We start from the raw sequence: 21,090 nt of genomic DNA, 5'->3' as shown, positions 1-21,090 counted from the left end.
GATGATCCGGCACGCCCTCCGTTCCGCCGCATACGGTCTGACACTCGCCCTGGCCGTGGCCATCGGCGCGCTGCCGGCGTTCGCCGACGAGGTCGTGCTCATCCCCAACCGGGTCATCTACCCGGGCGAGACGATCGGTCTCCCCGCCCTGAAGGAAGTCACCCTCGCGCCGGGGCGTCGTAAACCGGCCGGCATGATCACAATCGCCTCCGAACTCGACGGCAAGGTTGCCAAACGCACATTGCTGCCCGGCCGCTACATCCCGGCCAACTCGGTTCGCGAAGCCTGGCTGGTCGAACAGGGAGCGACGGTACAGGTCTTCTTCACCGCCGGCGTGCTCACCATCTCGGCCTCCGCGGTGTCCTTGCAGCCGGGCTCGGCCGGCGACCTGATCAAGGTCCGCAATGTCGACAGCGGCAAGGTGCTTTCAGGGACAGTGATGGCCGATGGCTCCATCCAGGTTTTCCGCTACATGAAGCGTGCATTTTCCATCGTTCTTGCGTCACTGCTCTGTGCACAGCCCGTTCTGGCCGATGGCCTGAACGCCAAGGCCAAGCGCGAGCTTGCTGCCAAGGCCTCGCGTGAGGGTGGCCAGTTCGACGACCCCAATTACGATGCGGATACTGCCAGTCGCATGTTCCAGGTTTCGCCGGGCCCCAGTTCGCTGCCGCCCGGTCAGGTTGCCTCGCGCATCAAGGATGTCGCGCGTTTGCAAAGCGCGCGCGACAACCAGTTGGTCGGCTATGGTCTCGTCATCGGCCTGCAAGGCACGGGCGACTCCTTGCGCAACTCGCCGTTCACCGAGCAGTCTATCCGCGCCATGCTGGAGAACCTCGGCATCGCTTCACAGGGCACCAATGCACGCGCCAAGAATGTCGCGGCTGTCATCGTCACCGCCAACATGCCACCCTTCGTGCAATCCGGCGCCCGCATCGACATCAGCGTGTCGTCGATGGGCGATGCCACCTCGCTGCAAGGCGGCACTCTCATCATGACCCCGCTGAAAGCCGCTGACGGCGAAATCTACGCAGTCGGCCAGGGTTCGGTCGTGGTTTCCGGCTTCACCGCGCAAGGACAGGCACAGCAGGTGACACAGGGCGTCCCGACAGCCGGCCGCGTGCCGAACGGCGCCATCGTCGAACGCGCGGTTCAGGCCGAATTCGGCGATCAGTCGATGCTGACGCTGCAGCTCTACAATGCGGATTTTTCGACGGCTGTCCGTATCGCGGACGCCGTCAACGACTATACGCGCCAGCGTTTCGGCGTGCGTGTCGCCGCAGAGCGTGACAGCCGGACCGTTTCCATCAAGAAGCCGAAGGGCATAGCGGCAGCACGCTTCTACGCGGAAATCGAAAATCTCGTCATCGAGACCGATACTCCTGCCCGCGTCGTCATCGACGAACGCACCGGCACGATCGTCATCGGCAACAAGGTCAAGATCTCGCGTGTTGCCATCAGCCACGGCACACTCACCGTTCGCATCACCGAAGCGCCGACCGTCGTGCAGCCGGAACCATTCTCGCGCGGCGTGACAGCGGTCGAGCCGAACACCGCCATCGATATCAGCCAGCCCAATGCCCGTGTCGCTGTTCTCGATGGCCCGGATCTGCAGACGCTGGTCTCCGGTCTTAACCGCCTCGGCGTCAAGCCCGACGGCATCATCGCCATTCTGCAAGGCATCAAGTCTGCCGGCGCGCTGCAAGCCGACCTCGTGCTCCAATAGGCTGTTCGATGAAAAGCACACGCCGCATCCACGCATCGACCATCAAGGCAGGCGCACTGATCGCCTTTCTGGGCACGCTTGGATACGCCCATGCCGAAGAAGTACGGCAGGTGCTGCCCGGCGGACAGGGTGCGGTCGCCGCGCAAAACCTGACCCGCGAAGCGCCAAGAACCGAGCTGGCCGAACCAGCCCCGCATCTGGCAGCACAGGAAGGCACCGTTGCCCTCACCACGGGAACAATCGCCCCGCCAAGCGATGAAAGCGAGGTCCAGCGCTTCTGCTCCAACATCGCCGATGCCGCGCGCGATCGTCGCTATTCGCTTCAGGCGGCCGAACTCAAGCAGTTGCAGACCGAGGTCGACAAACGCATCGGTGCGCTCGAGGAAAAGCGCGCCGAATACGAGGAGTGGCTGAAACGGCGTGAGGTCTTCCTTGCCCGCGCGGAGGACAGCCTGGTCAAGATCTATTCCGGCATGAAACCCGACGCAGCCGCCGAGCGGTTGGCCGGCACCAATGTCGAACTCGCCGCCGCCATCCTGATGAAACTCGATGCGCGCAAGGCAAGCGTCATACTCAACGAAATGGACACCAAGGCGGCTGCCGCGCTCACCGGCATCATGGGCAGTGCCGCCCGCAGGGTAGACCCGACATGATCCGCAAGGCATTGATCCTCATCGCCACCGCCAGCCTCGCCGGCTGCGCTTCTGACCTCCGCGATGTCAACAAGGAGCCGCGAATGTCGCCGGTTGGCTCGGGTATCCGCAGCCAGGCAGAACCGGTCTATCAGTATCCTGAACCACCGGCGACGCAACGGCGCCGTTTCTCGCTGTGGGATGACCGCCAGAGCCGACTGTTTACCGATCCACGCGCCCTGCGCGCCGGTGACATCCTCACCGTCATGATCAAGATCAACGATCGGGCCAAGTTCAAGAACCAGAATGATCGCAGCCGTACGGCAAGCCGTTCACTGGGTTTGAAGGCCGATGCCGAATGGGACAGCGCCAGCACCGGCGGCAAGCTGGATGGCAGCATGGAATCGAAGACCAAGACCAATGCCGACGGTGCCATCGAACGTTCGGAAACCATCGAGCTCAATGTCGCCGCCGTTGTCACCAACGTGCTGCCGAATGGCAATCTCATGATCACCGGCTCGCAGGAAGTGCGCGTCAACTACGAAATGCGCGTCCTGACCATCGCTGGCATCGTGCGCCCTGCCGATATCGGGCCACAAAACACCATCGCCTATGATCGCATCGCCGAGGCACGCATTTCTTATGGCGGCCGTGGCCGCGTCTCCGAGGTCCAGCAGCCCGGATACGGCCAGCAGGTTCTCGACCAGGTACTGCCGTTCTAGCGGATAGAAGAGCGTGGCCAACACCGAGCAAATAGCACCGCCGAAAGGCCCCTCTCTCATCATCCAGATAGCGATGCTGCTTGCCATGACCGGCGCGGCATTGGGTGTCGGCTGGTTCGCCGGCACTTACCTCAAGAACTCCGAGAAACCGGCTCCGCCGGCCAAGGAAAGCCACGAGAAAAAAGCGACCCACGAGGCCAAGAAGGAAGGCGACGCAGGTCCAGCCCTGGTTGATCTCGCACCGATGACCACCAATCTGGCGGCGCCCGCCGAGATCTGGGCTCGTGTGCAGCTTTCCCTGGTTTTCGACGGACCGCCGCCGGCCGGCATGGCCGAAGATGTGCATCAGGATCTGCTTGCCTTCCTGCGCACCGTGAAGATGCATCAGGTCGAAGGCGCCAGCGGCTATCAGCACCTGCGTGCGGATCTGCAGGAACGCGCCGCCATCCGCAGCGGTGGCAAGGTCAAGGAAGTACTGGTCAGGACGCTGTTGTTCGAATGAAAAAACTTCTCGTCCTCCTGACCGTTTTCGCCGCAACGGTAACGGCCGCAAGCGCCCAGCAGATCGATCTCGGCGGCATCGGCCAGGCAAGCGGTACCACGGTTGCGACCATCATCCAGATGTTCGGCCTGCTCACCGTGCTGTCGGTGGCGCCGGGCCTGCTCATCATGGTGACGAGCTTCACCCGCTTCATCATTGCTTTTTCTATTCTGCGTGCCGGCATCGGCCTGCAGTCCACCCCAGCCAACCTGATCCTGATCTCGCTGTCGCTGTTCATGACCTTCTATGTCATGGCGCCAACCTTTGACCGTGCCTGGGCCAACGGCGTGAAGCCGCTCATGGACAACCAGATCAGCCAGCAGGTGGCGCTGGAGCGCATTTCCGACCCGTTCCGCACCTTCATGCTGAACAATGTGCGCGACAAGGATTTCGACCTGTTTGCCGACCTCGCCCGCGAGCGCGGCCAGACGGTGGAAAGAGGCACGGTCGACCTGCGTATCCTGGTGCCGGCATTCATGATCTCCGAAATCCGCCGAGGCTTCGAGATCGGCTTCCTGATCGTGCTGCCTTTCCTGGTCATAGATCTGATCGTGGCCACCATCACCATGGCGATGGGCATGATGATGCTGCCGCCCACGGTGGTGTCGCTGCCGTTCAAGATCATGTTCTTCGTGCTGATCGACGGCTGGAACCTGCTTGTCGGCAGCCTGGTGCGCTCGTTCACCTAGCGAACGCGCCGGATCGCAACTCCGGCCGTCGGCCGCGGGCCGAACTGCGCCAGGTTACTCGCGAACCCTACGCACCATCGAATTGTTGGGCGGTATCATGAGTTGATACCCAAACGAATAAAGCCCACCGCAAGGCAGGCTTCATTCGTTTGGTTTTGTCTCCAGCCAATATCTGCGGGCAGCGCTCTCAGGCTGCCCCGGGAAACGACAGCCGCCAGTCGATCTGCCGACCAGAGACGCTCGCCTGCTCGGCCCAGCCGGCGATGTTGTTCCAGTCAAAAAGAATCGACCTCGGTACACCGATCGGCTCGTCCGGATCCAACGACACGAACCGGGTTGCCGGGTGCCACGGCACATCATCCGTCCCGAGCTGAGTCTGGGAATGCTTGAGCCCAAACAAAACGGTGGGAATACCAAGCCCCGCACACAGTTCCGCAGTGGCGGTGCCGGCCGAGATAACGATGTCGCAGGCGCCGGCAAGATAGGCGGCCGACACGAGATCGTTCATCTGGTCTATCGCGGGGAAATCATAGAGAGGCAGGCCTAGCTCACGCATGACGCCAACCTCCTCGCTGCACTCATCGTACTGAAGACAGATGAACTTGGCCGCGCCAAGCATCTTCAACGGTGAAAGATATTCCCCTTTCACGTAGTGCTGGTTTCGCTCCACATTCTGGTTGGAAGATCGCCAGGCCAGGCCAATGACAGGCTGGTGTGGTGCCGCGCCGATGTCAGAACGCACCTGCGCTTCGATCTCGGGATCGCGCTTGAGCCATGGTCGGCACTTGGACCGCATATCCGCAACGGTTGGTCGAAAGTACCGCGCCAGCGAGCCGACCGGCACCTCGAAATCGAACCCCTTGTAGTCGTCGCGCTTGCGTGCCTCGGCGGGCTGCTCGGGCCGGACCGTAACCTCAGGGAAGGACTTTTGAAACAGCGGTGCGAGCTTGCGGGCACTTTCGAAAGTTATGCTGGCCCCGGCGGCAATGAGGTCCGGCAACACACCGGCAAAACGAATTTCGTCACCCACGCCCTGTTCGCGCCAGACGAGAACCTTCTTTCCTTCAAGGCTCTCACCCATCCAGCGCGGTATCTCGAAGGTGCGGTGCTCTGACGGAAAATCTTTCCAGTCCCATCGGGCCTCGTAATTGTCGAACGCCTCCGGCAGTTCTCCCGCTTCCAGCTGATGGATTGAAAGGTTCCAGCGTGCGAGCACATCCGACGGCTCTCTGGCGAGAATTTCCTTCTGTATGGCAATCGCCTTGCCGAGATTGCCCAGCCGGCCGTGAATCACCCCGAGGGTGGTCTTCATCGCGCTCCAGGCAAGAGTATTGCGGACAGCAAGGGAATCGAGTTCACGCAATGCTTCTCCATAGAAGCCCGCTGAAATAAGGCAGTCGATCCATGACCGCTCGACGACGACAATTTCGTCCTCACTCGTAACCATGTCTCGGATACGCTGATAGTTTTCGACAACGTATTCATAGTTGGATGCCTTGGATGCTGCGACGAGGCGATGGCACCACAATACGGAAGGCGGATTGTCCAGAAGCGCGATTGCTTCATCAAGCAGTATCTCCGCTCTCCTGGAACCGCGTTCCTCAAGAGCCTTGTGAGCCTGCTTCACAAGTTTCGCGGCTTTTTTCGCGTTTTTCCGGTCCCGCTCTGAAACGCCTGTGGAACGATTGGCCAAGGCCGGTCCAATTCCAACGCCGTTGGCCGCGCAGATGAGTGTCGCCGCACCGCGGACATTGCTTCCGATCGGCAATCGAATGTCGTCCGAAGCTTCAGTGGTGCGCAGATTTTTTGCTGACGACATTCGACCTTCCCCGCCGCGGTTTCACATGCTGCTCTTGGCAGCTCGCGCCGTCATTCTTGCAAATGTAGATTGTGCGAAACTTTCCCCGCACCCGTATTGATTCGGCAAGTGCAGCCAACGCACCGTTCGAACGACATTTGGCGAATTGCACGCTGGACGTTAGCGGTTTGGTAGGACCTATCCGCCATAAAGGCGGCCTAGAGAGCGGGTGGCAGGAATGGCCACAGGCATGATGCCGCTCCGCTCTGGCCGATACTTCACGGCATGTTCCTTAGTAGAGTTTAGTAAAAGGAACAGGACTTATGTCCAGCATTCTGACCAACGCCGCCGCCTTGACCGCTCTCCAGAGCCTCAACGCAACCAACAAAAACCTCCAGGTAACCCAGGGCCGCATCGCCACCGGCATGCGCGTTGCTGAAGCTTCCGACAACGCCGCCTACTGGTCGATCGCCACCACCATGCGTTCGGACAACAAGGCCAACTCGGTTGTTCAGGACGCGCTCGGCCTCGGCGCCGGCAAGGTCGACACCGCCTACACCGCCATGAACAAGGCGATCGACGTCGTCGACCAGATCAAGCAGAAGGTACTGCTGGCCAAGACCTCGAGCGGTGCCGACCGCGAACGCATCCAGACGGAAATCGGCAACCTGCAGTCCCAGCTCAAGGACAACATCGCTGGTGCCAACTATGCCGGCTCGAACCTGCTGCAGACCAGCGGCAATGCCGCGGCGACCGACACCAAGTTGACGGTCATGACGTCCTACAACCGCGATTCCGCGGGCAAGGTCACGACTGGTACCATCGACGTCGACTTCAAGAACACCCGACTGATCGATTCGGACGCCTCCGCTGCGGCTTCCGCCAAGACCGGCATCCTGGACAAGCAGTTCGGCGCGACAGGCGCGGAAACCACTATCCTGGACCTGAAGGTGTCAGGCACGGGTGGTGCAAGCACCGCCGGTGACTTCGACGCACTGCTGACCGGCATCGAATCGGCCTTGAAGGGCATGGCCACCGGCGCTGCCGAACTCGGTGCTGCCAAGGCTCGTATCGACATGCAGAAGGACTTCGTTTCGAAGCTCTCCGACTCGATCGATCGTGGCGTCGGCCAGCTCGTTGACGCCGACATGAACAAGGAATCGACCCGCCTGCAGGCCCTTCAGGTCCAGCAGCAGCTCGGTATCCAGGCTCTGTCGATCGCCAACGGCTCGTCGCAGCAGATCCTGTCGCTCTTCCGCGGCTGATCCCGAACCTTCTCAGGCAACACGACCAATCGTCAGGCCGCGCCAAAAGCGCGGCCTGATTTTTATTTTCTTAACGTTCACGACTTGTATTAGAGTCCTCTTTAATGACCTGTTAACCATGACTGGTTAGCTATTGTTAACCACGTTGCTCCGCCGTCCGTTTCCAGGAAGCCAACGCTGGCGGTCAGTCATCGCGCGGGGAATGCGCGGCCATTTGAAGGGGAGTTATCTTGGCGAGCATCATGACAAACGCCTCGGCGCTGACCGCGCTGCAGAGCCTGAACGCCACCAACAAGGCGCTCGAACAGACCCAGTCGCGCATTTCGACCGGCTACCGCGTCTCGACCGCTTCCGACAATGCCGCCTACTGGTCGATCGCCACCACCATGCGCTCCGACAACAAGGCGAATTCCGTTGTCCAGGACGCGCTCGGCCTCGGAGCCGGCAAGGTCGACACGGCCTACACCGCCATGAACAAGGCGATCGAAGTCGTCGATGCCATCAAGCAGAAGATCCTGCTCGCAAAGGCGTCCGGCCCTGAGCAGCGCAGCAAGATCCAGGGCGACATTGATTCCCTGCAGAAGCAGTTGAAGGACAACATTGCCGGGGCCAGCTACGCTGGCACGAACATGCTGAAGACCGACTCAGGCGTCACGAACGCCAGCCTCGGCATCATCTCTTCCTACAATCGTGATTCCGCCGGCAATGTCACCACCGGCATGATCGACATTCCGTTGAACAATGTCCGCCTGATCGATGCGAGTGCCGCCGCCAAGGCTGGTATCCTGGATTCGACAGGAAGCGCCTCCACCAAAGCGCTGCTGGACATATCGGTCTCCGATCTCACAGGTGTCGCCGGCACGGGCGAAACAGCACAGTTCGACAACCTGCTCACCGACGTCGAAAAGGTGCTTGCCAAGATGGCCAGCGCAGCGTCCGAGCTCGGTGCCGCGAAGTCCCGCGTCGATATGCAGAAGGATTTCGTCTCCAAGCTTTCCGATTCGATTGATCGAGGGGTCGGGCAACTTGTCGATGCCGATATGGATCGAGAATCAACAAGGCTTCAGGCGCTGCAGGTGCAGCAGCAACTCGGCATCCAGGCTTTGTCGATTGCCAACTCCAGCGCCCAGAACATCCTGTCCCTCTTCAAGAGCTGACCGGCCGCGGGTTCTGCTCGCCTGAATTTTGTTCCTTATCCATCGGGCCGCGCCACAAGCGCGGCCCGATACCATTTTCGCACAAGCTTCGACGTCTAGTGTTCCAGCGGGCAATCATGCAGGGACCCTCGACCCGTGCCGGAACAACTTAGAAGCATCGTCATCAATCTTCAGGATTTTGGCACCAAGCGGCTGGCCATTATGGCCGGCATCGCGCTTTTGACGCTTGCCGTCATCGGTATCGGCTCGGTTTACCTGAACCGCCCTTCCTACGAGACGCTCTATGTCGGCCTCGAACGTTCCGACGTGAACCAGATCGGCATGGTGCTTTCCGAAGCCGGCTTCAATTTCGACGTCGGTTCGGACGGCACCAGCGTGTCGGTACCTGTGGGCACCACCGCCAAGGCGCGCATGCTGTTGGCCGAAAAGGGCCTGCCGACCAGCGCCAACGCCGGCTACGAGTTGTTCGACAAGGTCGGTTCGCTCGGCCTTACCTCTTTCATGCAGCAGGTCACTCGCGTGCGTGCGCTGGAAGGAGAGATCGCTCGTACCATCCAGTCTCTGGCCGGCGTCAAGGCCGCTCGCGTTCACATCGTGATGTCCGAGCGCGCCAATTTCCGCCGCGAGGAGCAGCAGCCGTCCGCATCCGTGGTCATCCGTTATGCCGGTATCGACGGTGGCAAGGCTGCCATGTCGATCCGCCATCTGGTCGCCGCAGCCGTGCCCGGCCTGTCGGCGGAAAAAGTGACGGTGCTTGATTCGGCCGGCAACCTGCTGGCTGCCGGCGACGACCCATCCAACACCAGCGCAGCCCGTTCGCTTGGCGTCGAACGCACCGTCGAAAGCCAGATCGAGGACAATATCCGTCGCGCGCTGACTCCCTATCTCGGTCCGGACAACTTCCGCGCCAGCGTCAAGGCCGACGTCAACACCGACACACGCCAGACGGAAGAAACCATCTTCGATCCGGAATCGCGGGTTGAGCGCTCCGTCCAGACAGTCAAGGCAAACGAGAACAGCAATCAGCGCCAGGCGGCAACGCCTGCCACGGTCGAACAGAACCTGCCGGAGACGCAGACGGCCGCAACGGACGGTCCGCAGTCGAGCTCGCAGAACGACCGCAAGGAAGAGATCACCAACTACGAGATCAATTCCAAGAAGATCGCCACGGTTTCCAACGGCTACACGGTCACCAAGATGTCGATCGCCGTCGTCGTCAATCAGCAGCGATTGCTGTCGGTCCTGGGCAAGGACGCCAAGCCGGAGCAGGTCGCCCAGCGCGTCGCCGACATCAAGAAGATGGTTGCATCGGCTACCGGCCTTGATGAAAAGCGTGGCGACATCATCGATGTCTCGGCTGTCGAATTCATCGACGGGCTGGATGGCCAGGAACTTGCTTCGCCCGGTATCCTCGACGCAGTCGCGAGTTATACCGGCAGCTTGATCAATGCCGCTGCCTTCATCGTTGTCGTATTCCTCGTCGCCTTCTTCGGGCTGCGTCCGATGGCTGCCGCCCTGACCAACAAGCCGGCAGCACTGGCCGGTCCGAGCTTCGATGACGTACAGCGCTCGTTACCCAATCCGGGCGCAGGCTCCGAAGTGGAAACACCCACTCCCGCCCTGGCCGACAACAGTCGCCCGGCGCCTCTCGACGACCTGCGCAGGAAGCTGCGGCCGGCGCCACAGGACAGGCTCGCCCGCATGGTCGACATCAATGAAGAGCGTACGGCCAACATCCTGCGCAAATGGACGGCCCAGGAAGCCGTGGGCTGATGCGACAGGCATCCCTTTCCGACCTGCTGCCGGATTTCGGCACGCCGGCCCACCATGGCGGCGTGCCGGCTCATACACCCGTTGAGCCGCCCCCCCTTTGGCGACGGCCCCCCTGCTATCGATGTCGACAAGCTGATCGCAATGGCGGTCGCCAAGGCCGAGGACGCGCTCGAGGCCAGGTTGACGGCAGCCTTCAACGAACAGCTCGAGACAGAGCGCCATGCCGCTGCCGAGCAGGCCAAGGCGCTGGTCGACGGCCTGGGCGGTGATGTCGGAAAGGCGATCGCTCAACGAACGGAGCAACTGGAACACCATCTGCATGATCTGATGGGCGATACGGTCGCCCGTATCATTGGCGGCATGTTGAGTGATGAGTTGCAGAAACGCTCGCTCGTCGCGCTGGAAAAGGTCATTCGCGATACACTCGCCGACAGCGAATCCGTTCGCGTTTCTGTCCGCGGCCCGCTCTCCCTGTACGAGCCATTGAAGGCCGCTCTCGGCAAACGGGCAGCGAGCCTGGATTTCACCGAAGCGTCCGCGCTCGACTTGACCCTCGTCGTCAATGACACCGTCGTCGAAACACGCATGTCGGAATGGTCGACAGCTCTGTCTGAGGTCCTTTCATGAGTACGACTGAAGGCGCTGATCACAGGCAGGAAATCATCATCGTCCGTCGCAATCACGACGACCATGATGACGGTCATCATGGTGGTGTCTGGAAAATCGCCTTCGCGGATTTCATGACCGCGATGATGTGCTTTTTCCTTGTCATGTGGCTGATCAACGCAGCGAATGAACAGACCAGGGCGGCCGTAGCATCTTACTTCAACCCGGTTCCGCTGATCGATCGCAGTGCCAGCCGCAAGGGCTTGCAGGATATCGGCGACGGACCCGACGAACCGGGCTACACCTCCAACGACCCCGTGGAAGGCGCCGCCAAGCAGGGTCACAACGGCAAAGGCAATCCCGGCAGCGCGCAGGAACAACAGAGCGGCCAGAACGCCAAGCAGGACAAAGCCGAAGAGGCGAAGAACGCTGACGAGAAATTGTTCGCCGATCCTTACGCCGTTCTCGCCGAAATCGCTGCCGAGACCGGTACGAGACAGAACGTCAGCACCAAGGGTGAAGGTGGGGCGCAGATTGCTGGCCCAGCCACCGGCGCATCGGGCGGTGATTCCTATCGCGATCCGTTCGCTCCGGATTTCTGGTCACAGCAGATATCAACTCCTCTGCCCGAGGCCAGCGCCGAAGCGGCCAAGCCTGAAGAGCAGTCACAACAGCTGACAAAGACAGCGGCCAAGGATCAGCAAGCCGTCGCGTCGCAAGCCAAGGGACAGCCTGTCGGCAAAGATCAACAGGCGCGCACGGATCAGAGCGCAGCAAAAGATCCTTCCATGGCCAGGCCGGAGGCTGCCAAGGAAAACGCCGAGGCAGCCAAGCAGGACAAGGCTCCGACGCCCGCAACGGAAAAAGCGGCCGAAGACGTGAAGAAGAAGATCGCCGAGGCCTTCAAGCCAGGTGAGGCAATTGCCGATGGCGTCAGCGTCGAGGCCACCGACAAAGGTGTCGTCATCTCGGTCACCGACAGCTTCAACTTCGGCATGTTCGAAATCGGCTCGGCAGTGCCGCGTCGCGACCTCGTGCTTGCGATGGAAAAGATCGGTCGCATCGTCAAGGACCAGAAGGGCACGGTTGCCATCCAGGGCCATACCGACGCCCGTCCCTTCAAGGGCGGTTATGACAACTGGCGGCTTTCCACCGCCCGTGCGCATTCGGCCTACTACATGCTGGTGCGTGGTGGCCTGGACGAAAGCCGCATCAAGGAAGTCGCCGGTTTCGCCGATCGCGAGCCGAAGAACAAGGCGGACCCTCTCGCCGCCGTGAACCGACGCATCGAAATCCTGCTGGAGACGGGGGGATGACCCGCGCGGCGCGCATCCTTGGGTTCGCTCTGCTTGGGTTGGGCGTAACCACGCCCGCCCTCGCCCAGGATCCGTTGCAGCCCTATCAGATGGTGCGCTCGCTCCAGCTCGTGCAGGACAGGCTGGCGTCGGGCGATCACGCCGCGCTGCCAATGCAGAACAAGCTGCTCGAAATGGCCGACGCCCGTTTTCGTGCGTCGAAACCCGACGATTTCAAGGAACCCAAGAACCTGCGCGCGTTGCTCGTCTACGGCATGAGCGGCGGCAACCCGGCAACGGTCAGAGGTGCAGCCGGTCGCATCCAGCTCGATGAGACCAACCAGGCGATCGTCGATGGCATTCTGCACTACCTGGGCGGCCAGCCGGGGCCAGCCATTGCGGCATTGCAGCCGATCGATCCGATGACACTGTCGCCGGATGTCGGTGCGTTCGTCGCCCTCATCAAGGGTTCTCTGTTGGCGATCGACGATCCTGTTCAGGCGCTGAAGCTGCTCGATCAAGCCAGGTTGCTCAGTCCCGGCACGCTGGTGGAAGAAGCCGCATTGCGCCGTTCGGTGGCGATTGCCACGACCAACGGCGACGCGGCCCGGTTTGCACAAGCTTCCACCCAATATGTCGAACGCTACCTGCTCTCTCCCTATGCCAGCCAGTTCGCCGACAGTTTTGTCGCCGGCGTGGTGACACTGCATATGGCGCTGAGCCAGGACAAGCTGGCTGACATCACCTCGATGATGGACACGGAGCGAGAGCGGGTCATCTATCTGCGTATCGCGCGCCGCGCTGCCATCGACGGATTGAATGAACTGTCTGCCTTCGCATCCACGAAGGCCATCCCCGAGGACAAGGGCGCGACGCAAGCGGATGATCCGCGCGCCGAACTCTATGCCAGCCTGTCCAGCATCACCTCGGCGACGGTCGATGACATTCGCGCCAAGCTGAAGACGATCGACCGCAGTCGATTGTCACCGAGTGACCGTTCGCTGCTCGATGCGGCTCAGCAGATTACCCAGGAGGTCGTTGCGCCACCAATACCGGCGGTCTTCGATCCGCCGCCTTCCGCGACCGCCAGGTCGCAGCCGAAGCCTAACGTCGCTGCACAGGAAAAGTCTGGGGCAGCAAGCGATCAGGCCGGCAAAGCGCAGGCAGAAGCCGCTCCAGACGACGGTTCCGATCTTCCTGCGGTCGAGGACGCCATATCGGAGCGGCCTGCAACCGAAACGGCAGCAAAACCGCCGAAGACGCCCGCTTCTGCAACTCAGGATGCAGCGATCCAGTCGCCACCCGCAACCATTCTGCCTGCATCCGCGAATGGTGGCTCGGACACGACCGATGCCGCCATCGCGGATACCAAACGCAAACTCGACAAGATCGATCTTCTACTGGGAGCCTCGCCTCAATGACTGCTAGTGTAGGCCAGAATTTCCCGGGCATCGCGTTGCCGCGGTCAGGCAACCAGCAGTCGGCTGGCAAGACCGGCGAAGATGGTCCTGCCTTCGACGATCTGGTCGCTCATCGCGAGCCGACAGGCAAAGAAAAGGTGATCCAGCGCGGATCAGACAGCTCGCATCGGGAAAACATCCGCGGCGATTTCAAGTTCAATAGCCGCGATCGTATCGCTGCGCCCGGAGACGATCCCGCAGCGGAGATCGACGACGAAGCTGGCAACGAAGAGCCAGGCGACGACACGTCGTCCAACACCCAGGAGCAGGCGGCAGGCACCCGCATACCGTTGTTCCTGAGCCTTCACAGTCTGGGCCGACAGCAATCGGACAATTCGGAGAAGCGGTCCGAACCGGACACAGCCGATGCCGAAGCCGATCTCCTGTCAGCGGACAAGGCAAAGCGCCCGGCGATTCTGCAGGGAACACGAGACACCGGAACAAGTCTTGGCGATGACAAGCCATCGCCGAAGATCCACATCGACCAATCGGCTGCAACTCGCGCTGCAAGCGGGGCGACGGCGCCGGCCAATACGCCAAGCGTTGTCGCGGGAACGTCCGCCCAGGACGCAGCCATATCGCTCGGCTCTACGACCGAGGAAGCCGTGTCGGGGGACAGTTCGGCTATCTCGGCCGAACCGTCGAAAAGCGAGAGCAACGGTAGGGCTTCGAACGATGTTCTGAAGCAGTCCGGAGCCTCACGCGCGACAGTCTCGGCCGAGCAGAATTTTCCGGCACCGGCTCTTCAAAACGTCAGCCAGGCTGCGCGCGACGTCATCGATGCGATTGCCAGCAACGCCGCACCAGCAAGGGCCGCGCCAGCGACCGCAACAGGCATTCAAAACGGCTCGGCTGTTGCAGTTCCAACACACGTATTGAAGATCGAATTGCACCCTGCGGAGCTAGGGACAGTCACCGCCAATCTTCGCCTCGCTGGCGAGCAACTGTCGATTGAGTTGAAGCCCGATACCTACGAAGCACATCGTCGATTGAGCTCCGATAGCGAGGCGATTGTGAAGTCGCTGAAGTCGCTCGGATTCGACATCGACAAGGTGACCATCCTGCAACCTTCGATAGCATCGACACCGGCCGCGCGGGCGGATGCACCACAAACGGCAACGTCACCCGGACGCGATCAATCGTCCTTCCAGCCAGGCAATTCCAGCGGGAACGGCGATGGCACAAACGGACAGTCAGGAAGGAACCGTGGTGATGACAGGCAACCGGACCAGCGCTCAGCGCCGCCTTCTCAGGACCGTCCTGGCCGCGGCCTGTTTATCTAGCGCGCCCGTCGCCCAGACGGCGGCGGCAGCGACCAATCCCTGCGAAGCCGAGATCCTGCGCGCCGCGGACCGCTATCGGATACCTGCCGGCATTCTCTATGCGGTCGGATTGACGGAGACCGGAAACAAGGGCAGCCTTCAACCCAACGCTTTGAATATAGAAGGAAAAGCTGTCTTCCCGCGCTCCCGTTCGGAGGCGCTGCTTGCCTTCGAGTCTGCACGGCGCGAAGGCAAGTCCCTGATCGATCTCGGCTGCATGCAGATCAATCATCGCTATCATGGCGACCAGTTCCGCAGCGTCGAGGACATGCTCGATCCGCGTCGCAACGTAGACTACGCTGCGCGCTTCCTCACGCAACTGCACGCGAGGCACGAGACCTGGTCCATGGCCGTCGCGCGCTACCACGCCGGCCCCAACAATGACCCCGCCCAGAAGCGTTATGTCTGTCGGGTGATCACCAACATGGTCGCCGTCGGCTTTGGCAAGTGGACGGCCAACGCTCGCAGTTTCTGCACACCATAGGTTGTAGCCAGAACAGGACACCGGCCACACTCTTGCAGTGCGGACGTACGCCGTTTTCGTCACTGAATTCGGCCTGCATCACCGCCAGATTGTACACGGTACAACCATCGCGATTCCCGACTCCCAAGAATGCAGTCACAAGAAATGACGGTTGGTCAGGATTCGTGACGGGGACTACGCCTTTCCGCACGGGGCAGATGAACTGATTCGGGGGCTGGGCGATGATCGTAATCGTGGACGAACGCGAACTTGTAACTGACGGTTACAGCTCGATGTTCGATCGGGAAGGTGTGGCGAGCGCCGGTTTTGCGCCGAGCGAATTCGACGCCTGGGTTTCCAGCGCCGCCGACGACGACCTGAAATCGGTTCGAGCCTTTCTGATCGGTGATTGCCGCGAGGGCGCCGTCTCTCCCCGACAGATCAGGGACCGCACCGGCGCTCCCGTCATCGCGCTGAGCGACCACAACTCCCTCGAAAACACCCTGCGCCTTTTCGAATCCGGCGTCGATGACGTCGTACGCAAGCCGGTCCACATCCGCGAGATCCTGGCGCGCATCACCGCGATCCGCCGCCGCGCCCATGAAGACGCCTCCTTCACCGAGATCGGCGCGATGCGCATCTTCATGGATGGCCGCGATCCGGAAATCGATGGCCAACCCATGCCGTTGCCGCGTCGCGAGCGGCGTATCCTTGAATACCTGGCCAGCAATCGGGGTCGACGGGTCACCAAGACCCAGGTCTTCAACGCCATCTACGGCATCTTCGACGAAGAGGTCGAGGAGAACGTCGTGGAGAGCCACATTTCCAAACTGCGCAAGAAGCTGCGCGAGCGGCTCGGCCATGACCCGATCGATTCGAAACGCTTCCTCGGCTACCGGCTGGTCGCCTGATGCGCCCGGTCCGCGCCAGCCTCGCGCAAGACAACATGTTTAGTTTGGCCGGCGACACCATGCGCATAACGGAGACGTTGCGATGAGCCTTTATGGAATGATGCGGACCGGCGTTTCCGGCATGAACGCCCAGGCAAACCGCCTGTCCACCGTCGCCGACAACATCGCCAATTCCGACACCACCGGCTACAAGCGCTCGTCGATCGAGTTCTCCAGCCTGGTGATGCCGACCACCGGCGGTGCCTACAACTCCGGCGGCGTCAATTCGACGATCCGCACGGCCATTTCCGATCGCGGCGACCTCAAGGGCACCACGTCGGTTTCCGACCTCGCCATCCGCGGTGACGGCTTCTTCGTGGTGCAGGACTCGTCGGGCACGCCTTACATGACCCGCGCCGGTTCCTTTGTACCCGACGCGCAAGGCAGGCTGGTCAACGCCGCAGGCTACCAGTTGATGGCCTACAGCTACGCCAATGGCGTGCCGGCCGCTACGGTCAACGGTTTCCAGGGTCTGGTGCCAGTCCAGATTTCCGACGGGAAGATGACGGCAACACCTTCGAGCTCAGGCACTTTCAGCGGCAACCTGCCCTCCGGCGCCACGGCCATCGCACTGCCCGCGACACCGCCGTCTGGCAATGCGGCAACGGCTCAATACACCAACAAGTCCTCGATGGTCGTTTATGACAACCTCGGCAACAAGGTGATGGTCGACATCTACTTCACCAAGACCGCCGCGGGCACCTGGGATGTTGCCGTTTTCGATCAATCGAAGGCGGCAGCCGGCGGACCATTCCCTTACGGCGCGGGCGGCCTGTTGGCGAACACCTCGATCTCCTTCGACGGCACCGGCAAGCTGACGGGCGCGACCGACAGCATCACCTTCACTCCTCCGGGCGGCGTGCCACTGAAACTCGACCTCAAGGGCCTCAGCCAGATCGGCACCGGCTACACCGTCACCGGCCAGGTCAACGGCAACGGACCGAGCAACATCGAGAAGGTGACGATCGGCAAGGACGGCACCATCTATGCGCAGTATCAGGACGGCTCGACCAAGCCGCTCTACAAGATTCCGCTGGCGCAGGTGCCGAGCCCCGACCGGCTGATCCAGCAGTCCGGCAACGTCTTCACGCAGAGCCCGGATTCAGGCGACGTCCAGATCGGTTTTGCGAGCGAAGGCAAGCGCGGCGAGATCATCTCCGGCGCACTCGAAAACTCCAACGTCGATATCGCCGAAGAGCTCACCAACATGATCTCCTCGCAGCGCAGCTATACGGCCAACTCGAAGGTGTTCCAGACCGGTTCCGAACTGATGGACATCCTCGTCAACCTGAAGAGATGAGGCGCGGCTCCGCGGCCCGGTCGATGGTCGACCGGGCCGCGGCCGCATCACTGCCTGAAAGACCCGCATGTCGTTGTCATCCGCACTCAGCATCGCCCAGTCATCACTCAAGGCAACGTCGCGGCAGACAAGCATCGTCTCGCGCAACGTCGCGGATGCCTCCAATCCGGACTATTCCCGCCGCATCGCGGTCCTTTCCTATACCGATCCCGGCGTCAGCGCGGTCAAGATCCATCGCGCGGCCAATGACCTTCTGTTTCGACAGAACCTGAGCGCTCTTTCGTCGTGGAGCGGACAGGCGACCCTTGCCCAGGGCATGGACCGGCTCGAGCTGCAGGTGAACGGCGTCGACAACGCCGCGTCGGCTTCCTCCGCAATCGGCGCCCTGCAGAAGGCGCTCCAGCTCTATGCCACAACGCCGTCGAACCAGAACCTCGGCACCAGCCTGATCGAGTCGGCGCGCCAGGTTATCCGTTCCCTGAACGACGGCACCAAGGCCATCCAGGACTTCCGCACCAAGACCGACGGCGAGATTTCGACCGCCGTCAACGACATGAACGACCTGCTCAAGCAGTTCGAAGTCGCCAACCAGGCTGTCATCAATGGCACGCGCTCCGGAGAGGACGTCTCCGATGCGCTCGACCAGCGCAATGCGGTACTGAAGAAGCTTTCGGAATTTGTTCCGATCTCCACCTACACCCGTGGCGACAATGACATGGTCATTACCACCGGTGACGGGACCACGCTGTTCGAAACCATTCCGCGCTCCGTGACCTTCACGCCTTCGCCCGGCTACGCACCCGGTGCGGTCGGTGGTCAGATCTACATCGACAAGGTCCCGTTGAAGGTTTCCGGCACGGCCGAAGCATCCGGCAAACTGGCCGGCATGCTCCAGTTGCGCGACAATGTCACTGTCACCATGCAGCGTCAATTGGATGAGACAGCGCGAGGCCTCATCACCGCCTTTGCAGAGACGGCCCCCGGCCAGCCTGATGCCGTCGGCCTCTTCACATGGCCAGGCGCGCCAGGAATCCCACCGGCCGGCACGCTGATCGACGGGCTGGCGGGAACGATCAAGATCAATGCCGCGGTCGATCCGGCGACCGGTGGCAACCCGGTCCTGTTGCGTGATGGCGGCATCAACGGTGCGGTCTATCGCACCAACCCCGCTGCAGCCGGCGGTGGCGCGTCTTATGCGGACAGGCTGATCGCCTATGGTGAAAAACTCACCAAGCCGATGGCTTTCGATCCGGGTGCGGGCATCACCGCCAACTCCAGCGTCGTCTCCTATGCCGCCAGCTCCATCGGCTGGTTCGAAGGGGTGCGCCAGCAGGCCTCCAACCTCGCCGACACAAAGGAAGCGCTTGCACAGCGCACGGGTGAGGCGCTGTCGAATGCCACCGGCGTCAATGTCGACAACGAGATGTCGCTGATGCTGGATCTCGAACACACCTATCAGGCCTCAGCCCGCATCCTGACCACCGTCAACCAGATGCTCGATGCCCTCCTCGCAGCGGTGAAATAAGTCATGAAGACCACCTCCGTTTCATCCTCGGCCATGTCCAATGCGATGCGTTATTCGCAGTCGCGCATGCAGGTCGAACTGATAAAGCGTCAGAAGGAAATGGACACGCTGCGCGTCGCCGACCTCGGCCTGGCGCTCGGCGCGCGCACCTCGCAGTCGGTCACTTTCGCACGCGACCTCGAACGGCTGAACACGATCGTCGATTCCAACAAGCTGATTTCGTCCCGGCTCTCGACCACGCAGGACGCACTCGGCAAGCTCGGCGATGCGGCACAGAAGCTGCTCACCGCCGTCAGCACCGCCATCAGCGGCGATCCGGGCTCGAATGTCACGCGCGATGCCGGCAAGGCTGCCCTGCAGTCGATGACATCGATCCTCAATTCGAGCATCAATGGCGAATATCTGTTCGCCGGCACCAACACCGACGTGAAGCCGATCAACGACTTCACCGCAGCTGGCTCGCCTGCCAAGGCAGCGCTCGACGCCGCCTTCGTCACGCGTTTCGGCTTCGCTTCAACGGACCCCGCGGCAGCCAACCTGACCGCCGCGCAACTGGACAACTTCATCACCACGGACGTGATGCCCCAGTTCTTCGGACCAGCCTGGAAGACGAACTGGTCCAATGCCACCGATCAGCAGATCGTCAGCCGCATCTCGTTGAACGAAACCACGGAGTCTTCGGTCAGCGCCAACACCGACGGCGTGAAGAAATTCGCAATGGCGGCAGCCATCGTGACAACGCTGTTCTCCGGCAACCTGAATGCGGATGCCAAGAAGGCCGTTGCCCAGAAGGCGTTAACCCTGACAGGCGAAGCCCTCGGCAGCATCGCGCAAACACAATCGCAAGCTGGTATCATCGAACAGCGCGTGAGCGATGCGAGCGACCGCATGAAAGCGCAGATCAACCTGTTCGAAAAGCATGTGATCGACCTGGAAGGCGTCGACGAGTACGAAGCCGCCAATCGCGTCAATGACCTGATGTCCCATATCCAGACCTCATTCGCGCTCACCGCGCGCCTTCAGCAGCTCAGCCTGATAAACTTCCTGAAGTAACCGGCGATCGGACAAGCGATGTATCAATTCTCCTACGCCGACATCCAGACGGACTCGGTAGCCGACGCCAAGGAACGCGAGCGACACCTGCTGACGCGTTCGATCGATCTGCTGGTCGAAGCAGCCAACGCCGGCACTCAATCCATGCAGGCGGTGGAAGCCTTGCACTTCACCAACCGTGTCTGGACAGCGCTGCTCGAGGATCTCTCCTCGGATGAAAATGCCCTGCCGAAGGAACTGCGCGCCAACCTGATCTCGATCGGCTTGTGGCTGCTGCGCGAAACCGAGGATATCCGCCAGGGTCGTTCGAACAACTTCGACGGGTTGATCGAAGTCTCGCAGATCATCCGGGACGGCATTCAATGACACCATCCAAGAGCACGCTGAAGCTCTCGCTGAAGCCCGGCGAGCGCATCTATCTCAATGGCGCGGTCATCCGCGTTGACCGCAAGGTCACGCTGGAACTGCTGAACGACGTGCAGTTCCTGCTGGAAGGCCATGTCCTTCAGGCCGAGGATGCGTCGACGCCGCTCCGGCAACTCTATTTCGTGGCGCAGATCATGCTGATCAATCCACAGGGTGCTGAAGAAGCACGCGAGATGTTCCGTCATTCACTGCCGCTGATGCTCGCCTCCTTCGACAACGAGCGTATCCGCTCGACATTGAAGGACGTCGATCGCATGGTTTCGGAAGGCCACGTCTATGAAGCGCTGAGAGCCATCCGCTCGCTCTATCCGCTGGAAAAGCTGGCGCTCGACGCAAACGAGAATGAACTCCAGGACGCTCCGCGTCCGCTGGCAATGGGAGCACGCTGAT

At 61.4% G+C, this 21,090-nt stretch carries 20 protein-coding genes and 1 pseudogene; 20 read left to right on the top strand and 1 reads right to left on the bottom strand.

Annotated elements, in window-relative coordinates; all coding sequences use genetic code 11:
* Window position 1: 1 nt before the first annotated feature.
* The 6 genes and pseudogenes from flgA to fliP all read left to right on the top strand — a co-directional run.
* A pseudogene (gene flgA / locus ACFJIU_RS01875) lies at window positions 2-403 on the top strand (flagellar basal body P-ring formation chaperone FlgA); the annotation flags it as partial.
* Window positions 404-472: 69 nt separating this feature from the next.
* On the top strand, window positions 473-1,723 hold the full coding sequence (locus ACFJIU_RS01870) for a flagellar basal body P-ring protein FlgI (protein ID WP_379072905.1): 1,251 nt from the start codon (window positions 473-475) through the stop codon (window positions 1,721-1,723).
* An 8-nt stretch (window positions 1,724-1,731) separates the two neighbouring features.
* On the top strand, window positions 1,732-2,376 hold the full coding sequence (locus tag ACFJIU_RS01865) for a MotE family protein (RefSeq protein WP_379066997.1): 645 nt from the start codon (window positions 1,732-1,734) through the stop codon (window positions 2,374-2,376).
* Window positions 2,373-3,077 carry a flagellar basal body L-ring protein FlgH gene (gene flgH / locus ACFJIU_RS01860; RefSeq protein ID WP_129413537.1) on the top strand — a complete coding sequence of 235 codons (705 nt, stop codon included), beginning with the start codon at window positions 2,373-2,375 and terminating at the stop codon, window positions 3,075-3,077. The genes ACFJIU_RS01865 and flgH overlap by 4 nt, the downstream gene beginning before the upstream one ends.
* Before the next feature lie 13 nt (window positions 3,078-3,090).
* A complete protein-coding gene (gene fliL / locus ACFJIU_RS01855; protein ID WP_379066995.1) occupies window positions 3,091-3,579 on the top strand; it encodes a flagellar basal body-associated protein FliL in 489 nt (162 codons plus the stop codon).
* Window positions 3,576-4,307, top strand: coding sequence for a flagellar type III secretion system pore protein FliP (gene fliP, locus ACFJIU_RS01850; protein WP_379066993.1), 732 nt, complete (start codon window positions 3,576-3,578; stop codon window positions 4,305-4,307). Before fliL ends, fliP begins: the two co-directional genes overlap by 4 nt.
* A gap of 187 nt (window positions 4,308-4,494) precedes the next feature.
* Here the strand turns inward: fliP and ACFJIU_RS01845 are convergent, their stop codons facing one another.
* Window positions 4,495-6,126, bottom strand: a complete 1,632-nt coding sequence (locus ACFJIU_RS01845; protein WP_379066991.1) for a hypothetical protein — start codon at window positions 6,124-6,126, stop codon at window positions 4,495-4,497.
* Between the two features lie 302 nt (window positions 6,127-6,428).
* Between ACFJIU_RS01845 and ACFJIU_RS01840 the strand changes: the two genes are divergently transcribed.
* The 14 genes from ACFJIU_RS01840 to flbT all read left to right on the top strand — a co-directional run bounded on the left by ACFJIU_RS01840 (window position 6,429) and on the right by flbT (window position 21,089).
* Complete coding sequence (locus ACFJIU_RS01840; protein WP_129413532.1) at window positions 6,429-7,370, top strand: flagellin; 942 nt, start codon at window positions 6,429-6,431, stop codon at window positions 7,368-7,370.
* A gap of 242 nt (window positions 7,371-7,612) precedes the next feature.
* On the top strand, window positions 7,613-8,527 hold the full coding sequence (locus ACFJIU_RS01835; RefSeq protein WP_348629995.1) for a flagellin: 915 nt from the start codon (window positions 7,613-7,615) through the stop codon (window positions 8,525-8,527).
* 135 nt (window positions 8,528-8,662) lie between these two features.
* A complete protein-coding gene (gene fliF / locus ACFJIU_RS01830) occupies window positions 8,663-10,300 on the top strand; it encodes a flagellar basal-body MS-ring/collar protein FliF (protein ID WP_379066989.1) in 1,638 nt (545 codons plus the stop codon).
* Between the two features lie 81 nt (window positions 10,301-10,381).
* Window positions 10,382-10,927 carry a hypothetical protein gene (locus ACFJIU_RS01825; protein ID WP_379066988.1) on the top strand — a complete coding sequence of 182 codons (546 nt, stop codon included), beginning with the start codon at window positions 10,382-10,384 and terminating at the stop codon, window positions 10,925-10,927.
* Window positions 10,924-12,222 carry a MotB family protein gene (locus ACFJIU_RS01820; RefSeq protein ID WP_379066986.1) on the top strand — a complete coding sequence of 433 codons (1,299 nt, stop codon included), beginning with the start codon at window positions 10,924-10,926 and terminating at the stop codon, window positions 12,220-12,222. The genes ACFJIU_RS01825 and ACFJIU_RS01820 overlap by 4 nt, the downstream gene beginning before the upstream one ends.
* Window positions 12,219-13,622 carry a chemotaxis protein MotC gene (locus ACFJIU_RS01815; RefSeq protein ID WP_379066984.1) on the top strand — a complete coding sequence of 468 codons (1,404 nt, stop codon included), beginning with the start codon at window positions 12,219-12,221 and terminating at the stop codon, window positions 13,620-13,622. Before ACFJIU_RS01820 ends, ACFJIU_RS01815 begins: the two co-directional genes overlap by 4 nt.
* Entirely contained in the window at window positions 13,619-14,944 is a 1,326-nt protein-coding gene (locus ACFJIU_RS01810; protein WP_379066982.1) for a flagellar hook-length control protein FliK, read from the top strand. Before ACFJIU_RS01815 ends, ACFJIU_RS01810 begins: the two co-directional genes overlap by 4 nt.
* Complete coding sequence (locus ACFJIU_RS01805) at window positions 14,874-15,467, top strand: transglycosylase SLT domain-containing protein (RefSeq protein ID WP_379072902.1); 594 nt, start codon at window positions 14,874-14,876, stop codon at window positions 15,465-15,467. Before ACFJIU_RS01810 ends, ACFJIU_RS01805 begins: the two co-directional genes overlap by 71 nt.
* Before the next feature lie 221 nt (window positions 15,468-15,688).
* On the top strand, window positions 15,689-16,357 hold the full coding sequence (locus tag ACFJIU_RS01800; protein ID WP_129413524.1) for a response regulator transcription factor: 669 nt from the start codon (window positions 15,689-15,691) through the stop codon (window positions 16,355-16,357).
* 82 nt (window positions 16,358-16,439) lie between these two features.
* Window positions 16,440-17,696 (top strand): flagellar hook protein FlgE, encoded by a 1,257-nt coding sequence (locus ACFJIU_RS01795; protein ID WP_379066980.1) that lies wholly within the window; start codon window positions 16,440-16,442, stop codon window positions 17,694-17,696.
* 67 nt (window positions 17,697-17,763) lie between these two features.
* On the top strand, window positions 17,764-19,221 hold the full coding sequence (flgK, locus tag ACFJIU_RS01790; protein ID WP_379066978.1) for a flagellar hook-associated protein FlgK: 1,458 nt from the start codon (window positions 17,764-17,766) through the stop codon (window positions 19,219-19,221).
* A gap of 3 nt (window positions 19,222-19,224) precedes the next feature.
* Window positions 19,225-20,274: a flagellar hook-associated family protein gene (locus ACFJIU_RS01785; RefSeq protein WP_379066976.1), complete on the top strand. Its 1,050-nt coding sequence runs from the start codon at window positions 19,225-19,227 to the stop codon at window positions 20,272-20,274.
* 18 nt (window positions 20,275-20,292) lie between these two features.
* Entirely contained in the window at window positions 20,293-20,640 is a 348-nt protein-coding gene (flaF, locus tag ACFJIU_RS01780) for a flagellar biosynthesis regulator FlaF (protein ID WP_379066974.1), read from the top strand.
* Window positions 20,637-21,089: a flagellar biosynthesis repressor FlbT gene (gene flbT, locus ACFJIU_RS01775; RefSeq protein WP_144379162.1), complete on the top strand. Its 453-nt coding sequence runs from the start codon at window positions 20,637-20,639 to the stop codon at window positions 21,087-21,089. The genes flaF and flbT overlap by 4 nt, the downstream gene beginning before the upstream one ends.
* Window position 21,090 lies beyond the last annotated feature (1 nt).

Origin of the sequence: Mesorhizobium sp. UC74_2 (genome assembly GCF_042701485.1) — a bacterium.
Taxonomy (GTDB): Bacteria; Pseudomonadota; Alphaproteobacteria; order Rhizobiales; family Rhizobiaceae; genus Mesorhizobium.
The sequence above is the reverse complement of the archived record's forward strand: the minus strand, read 5'-3'. Positions and strand labels throughout refer to the sequence as shown.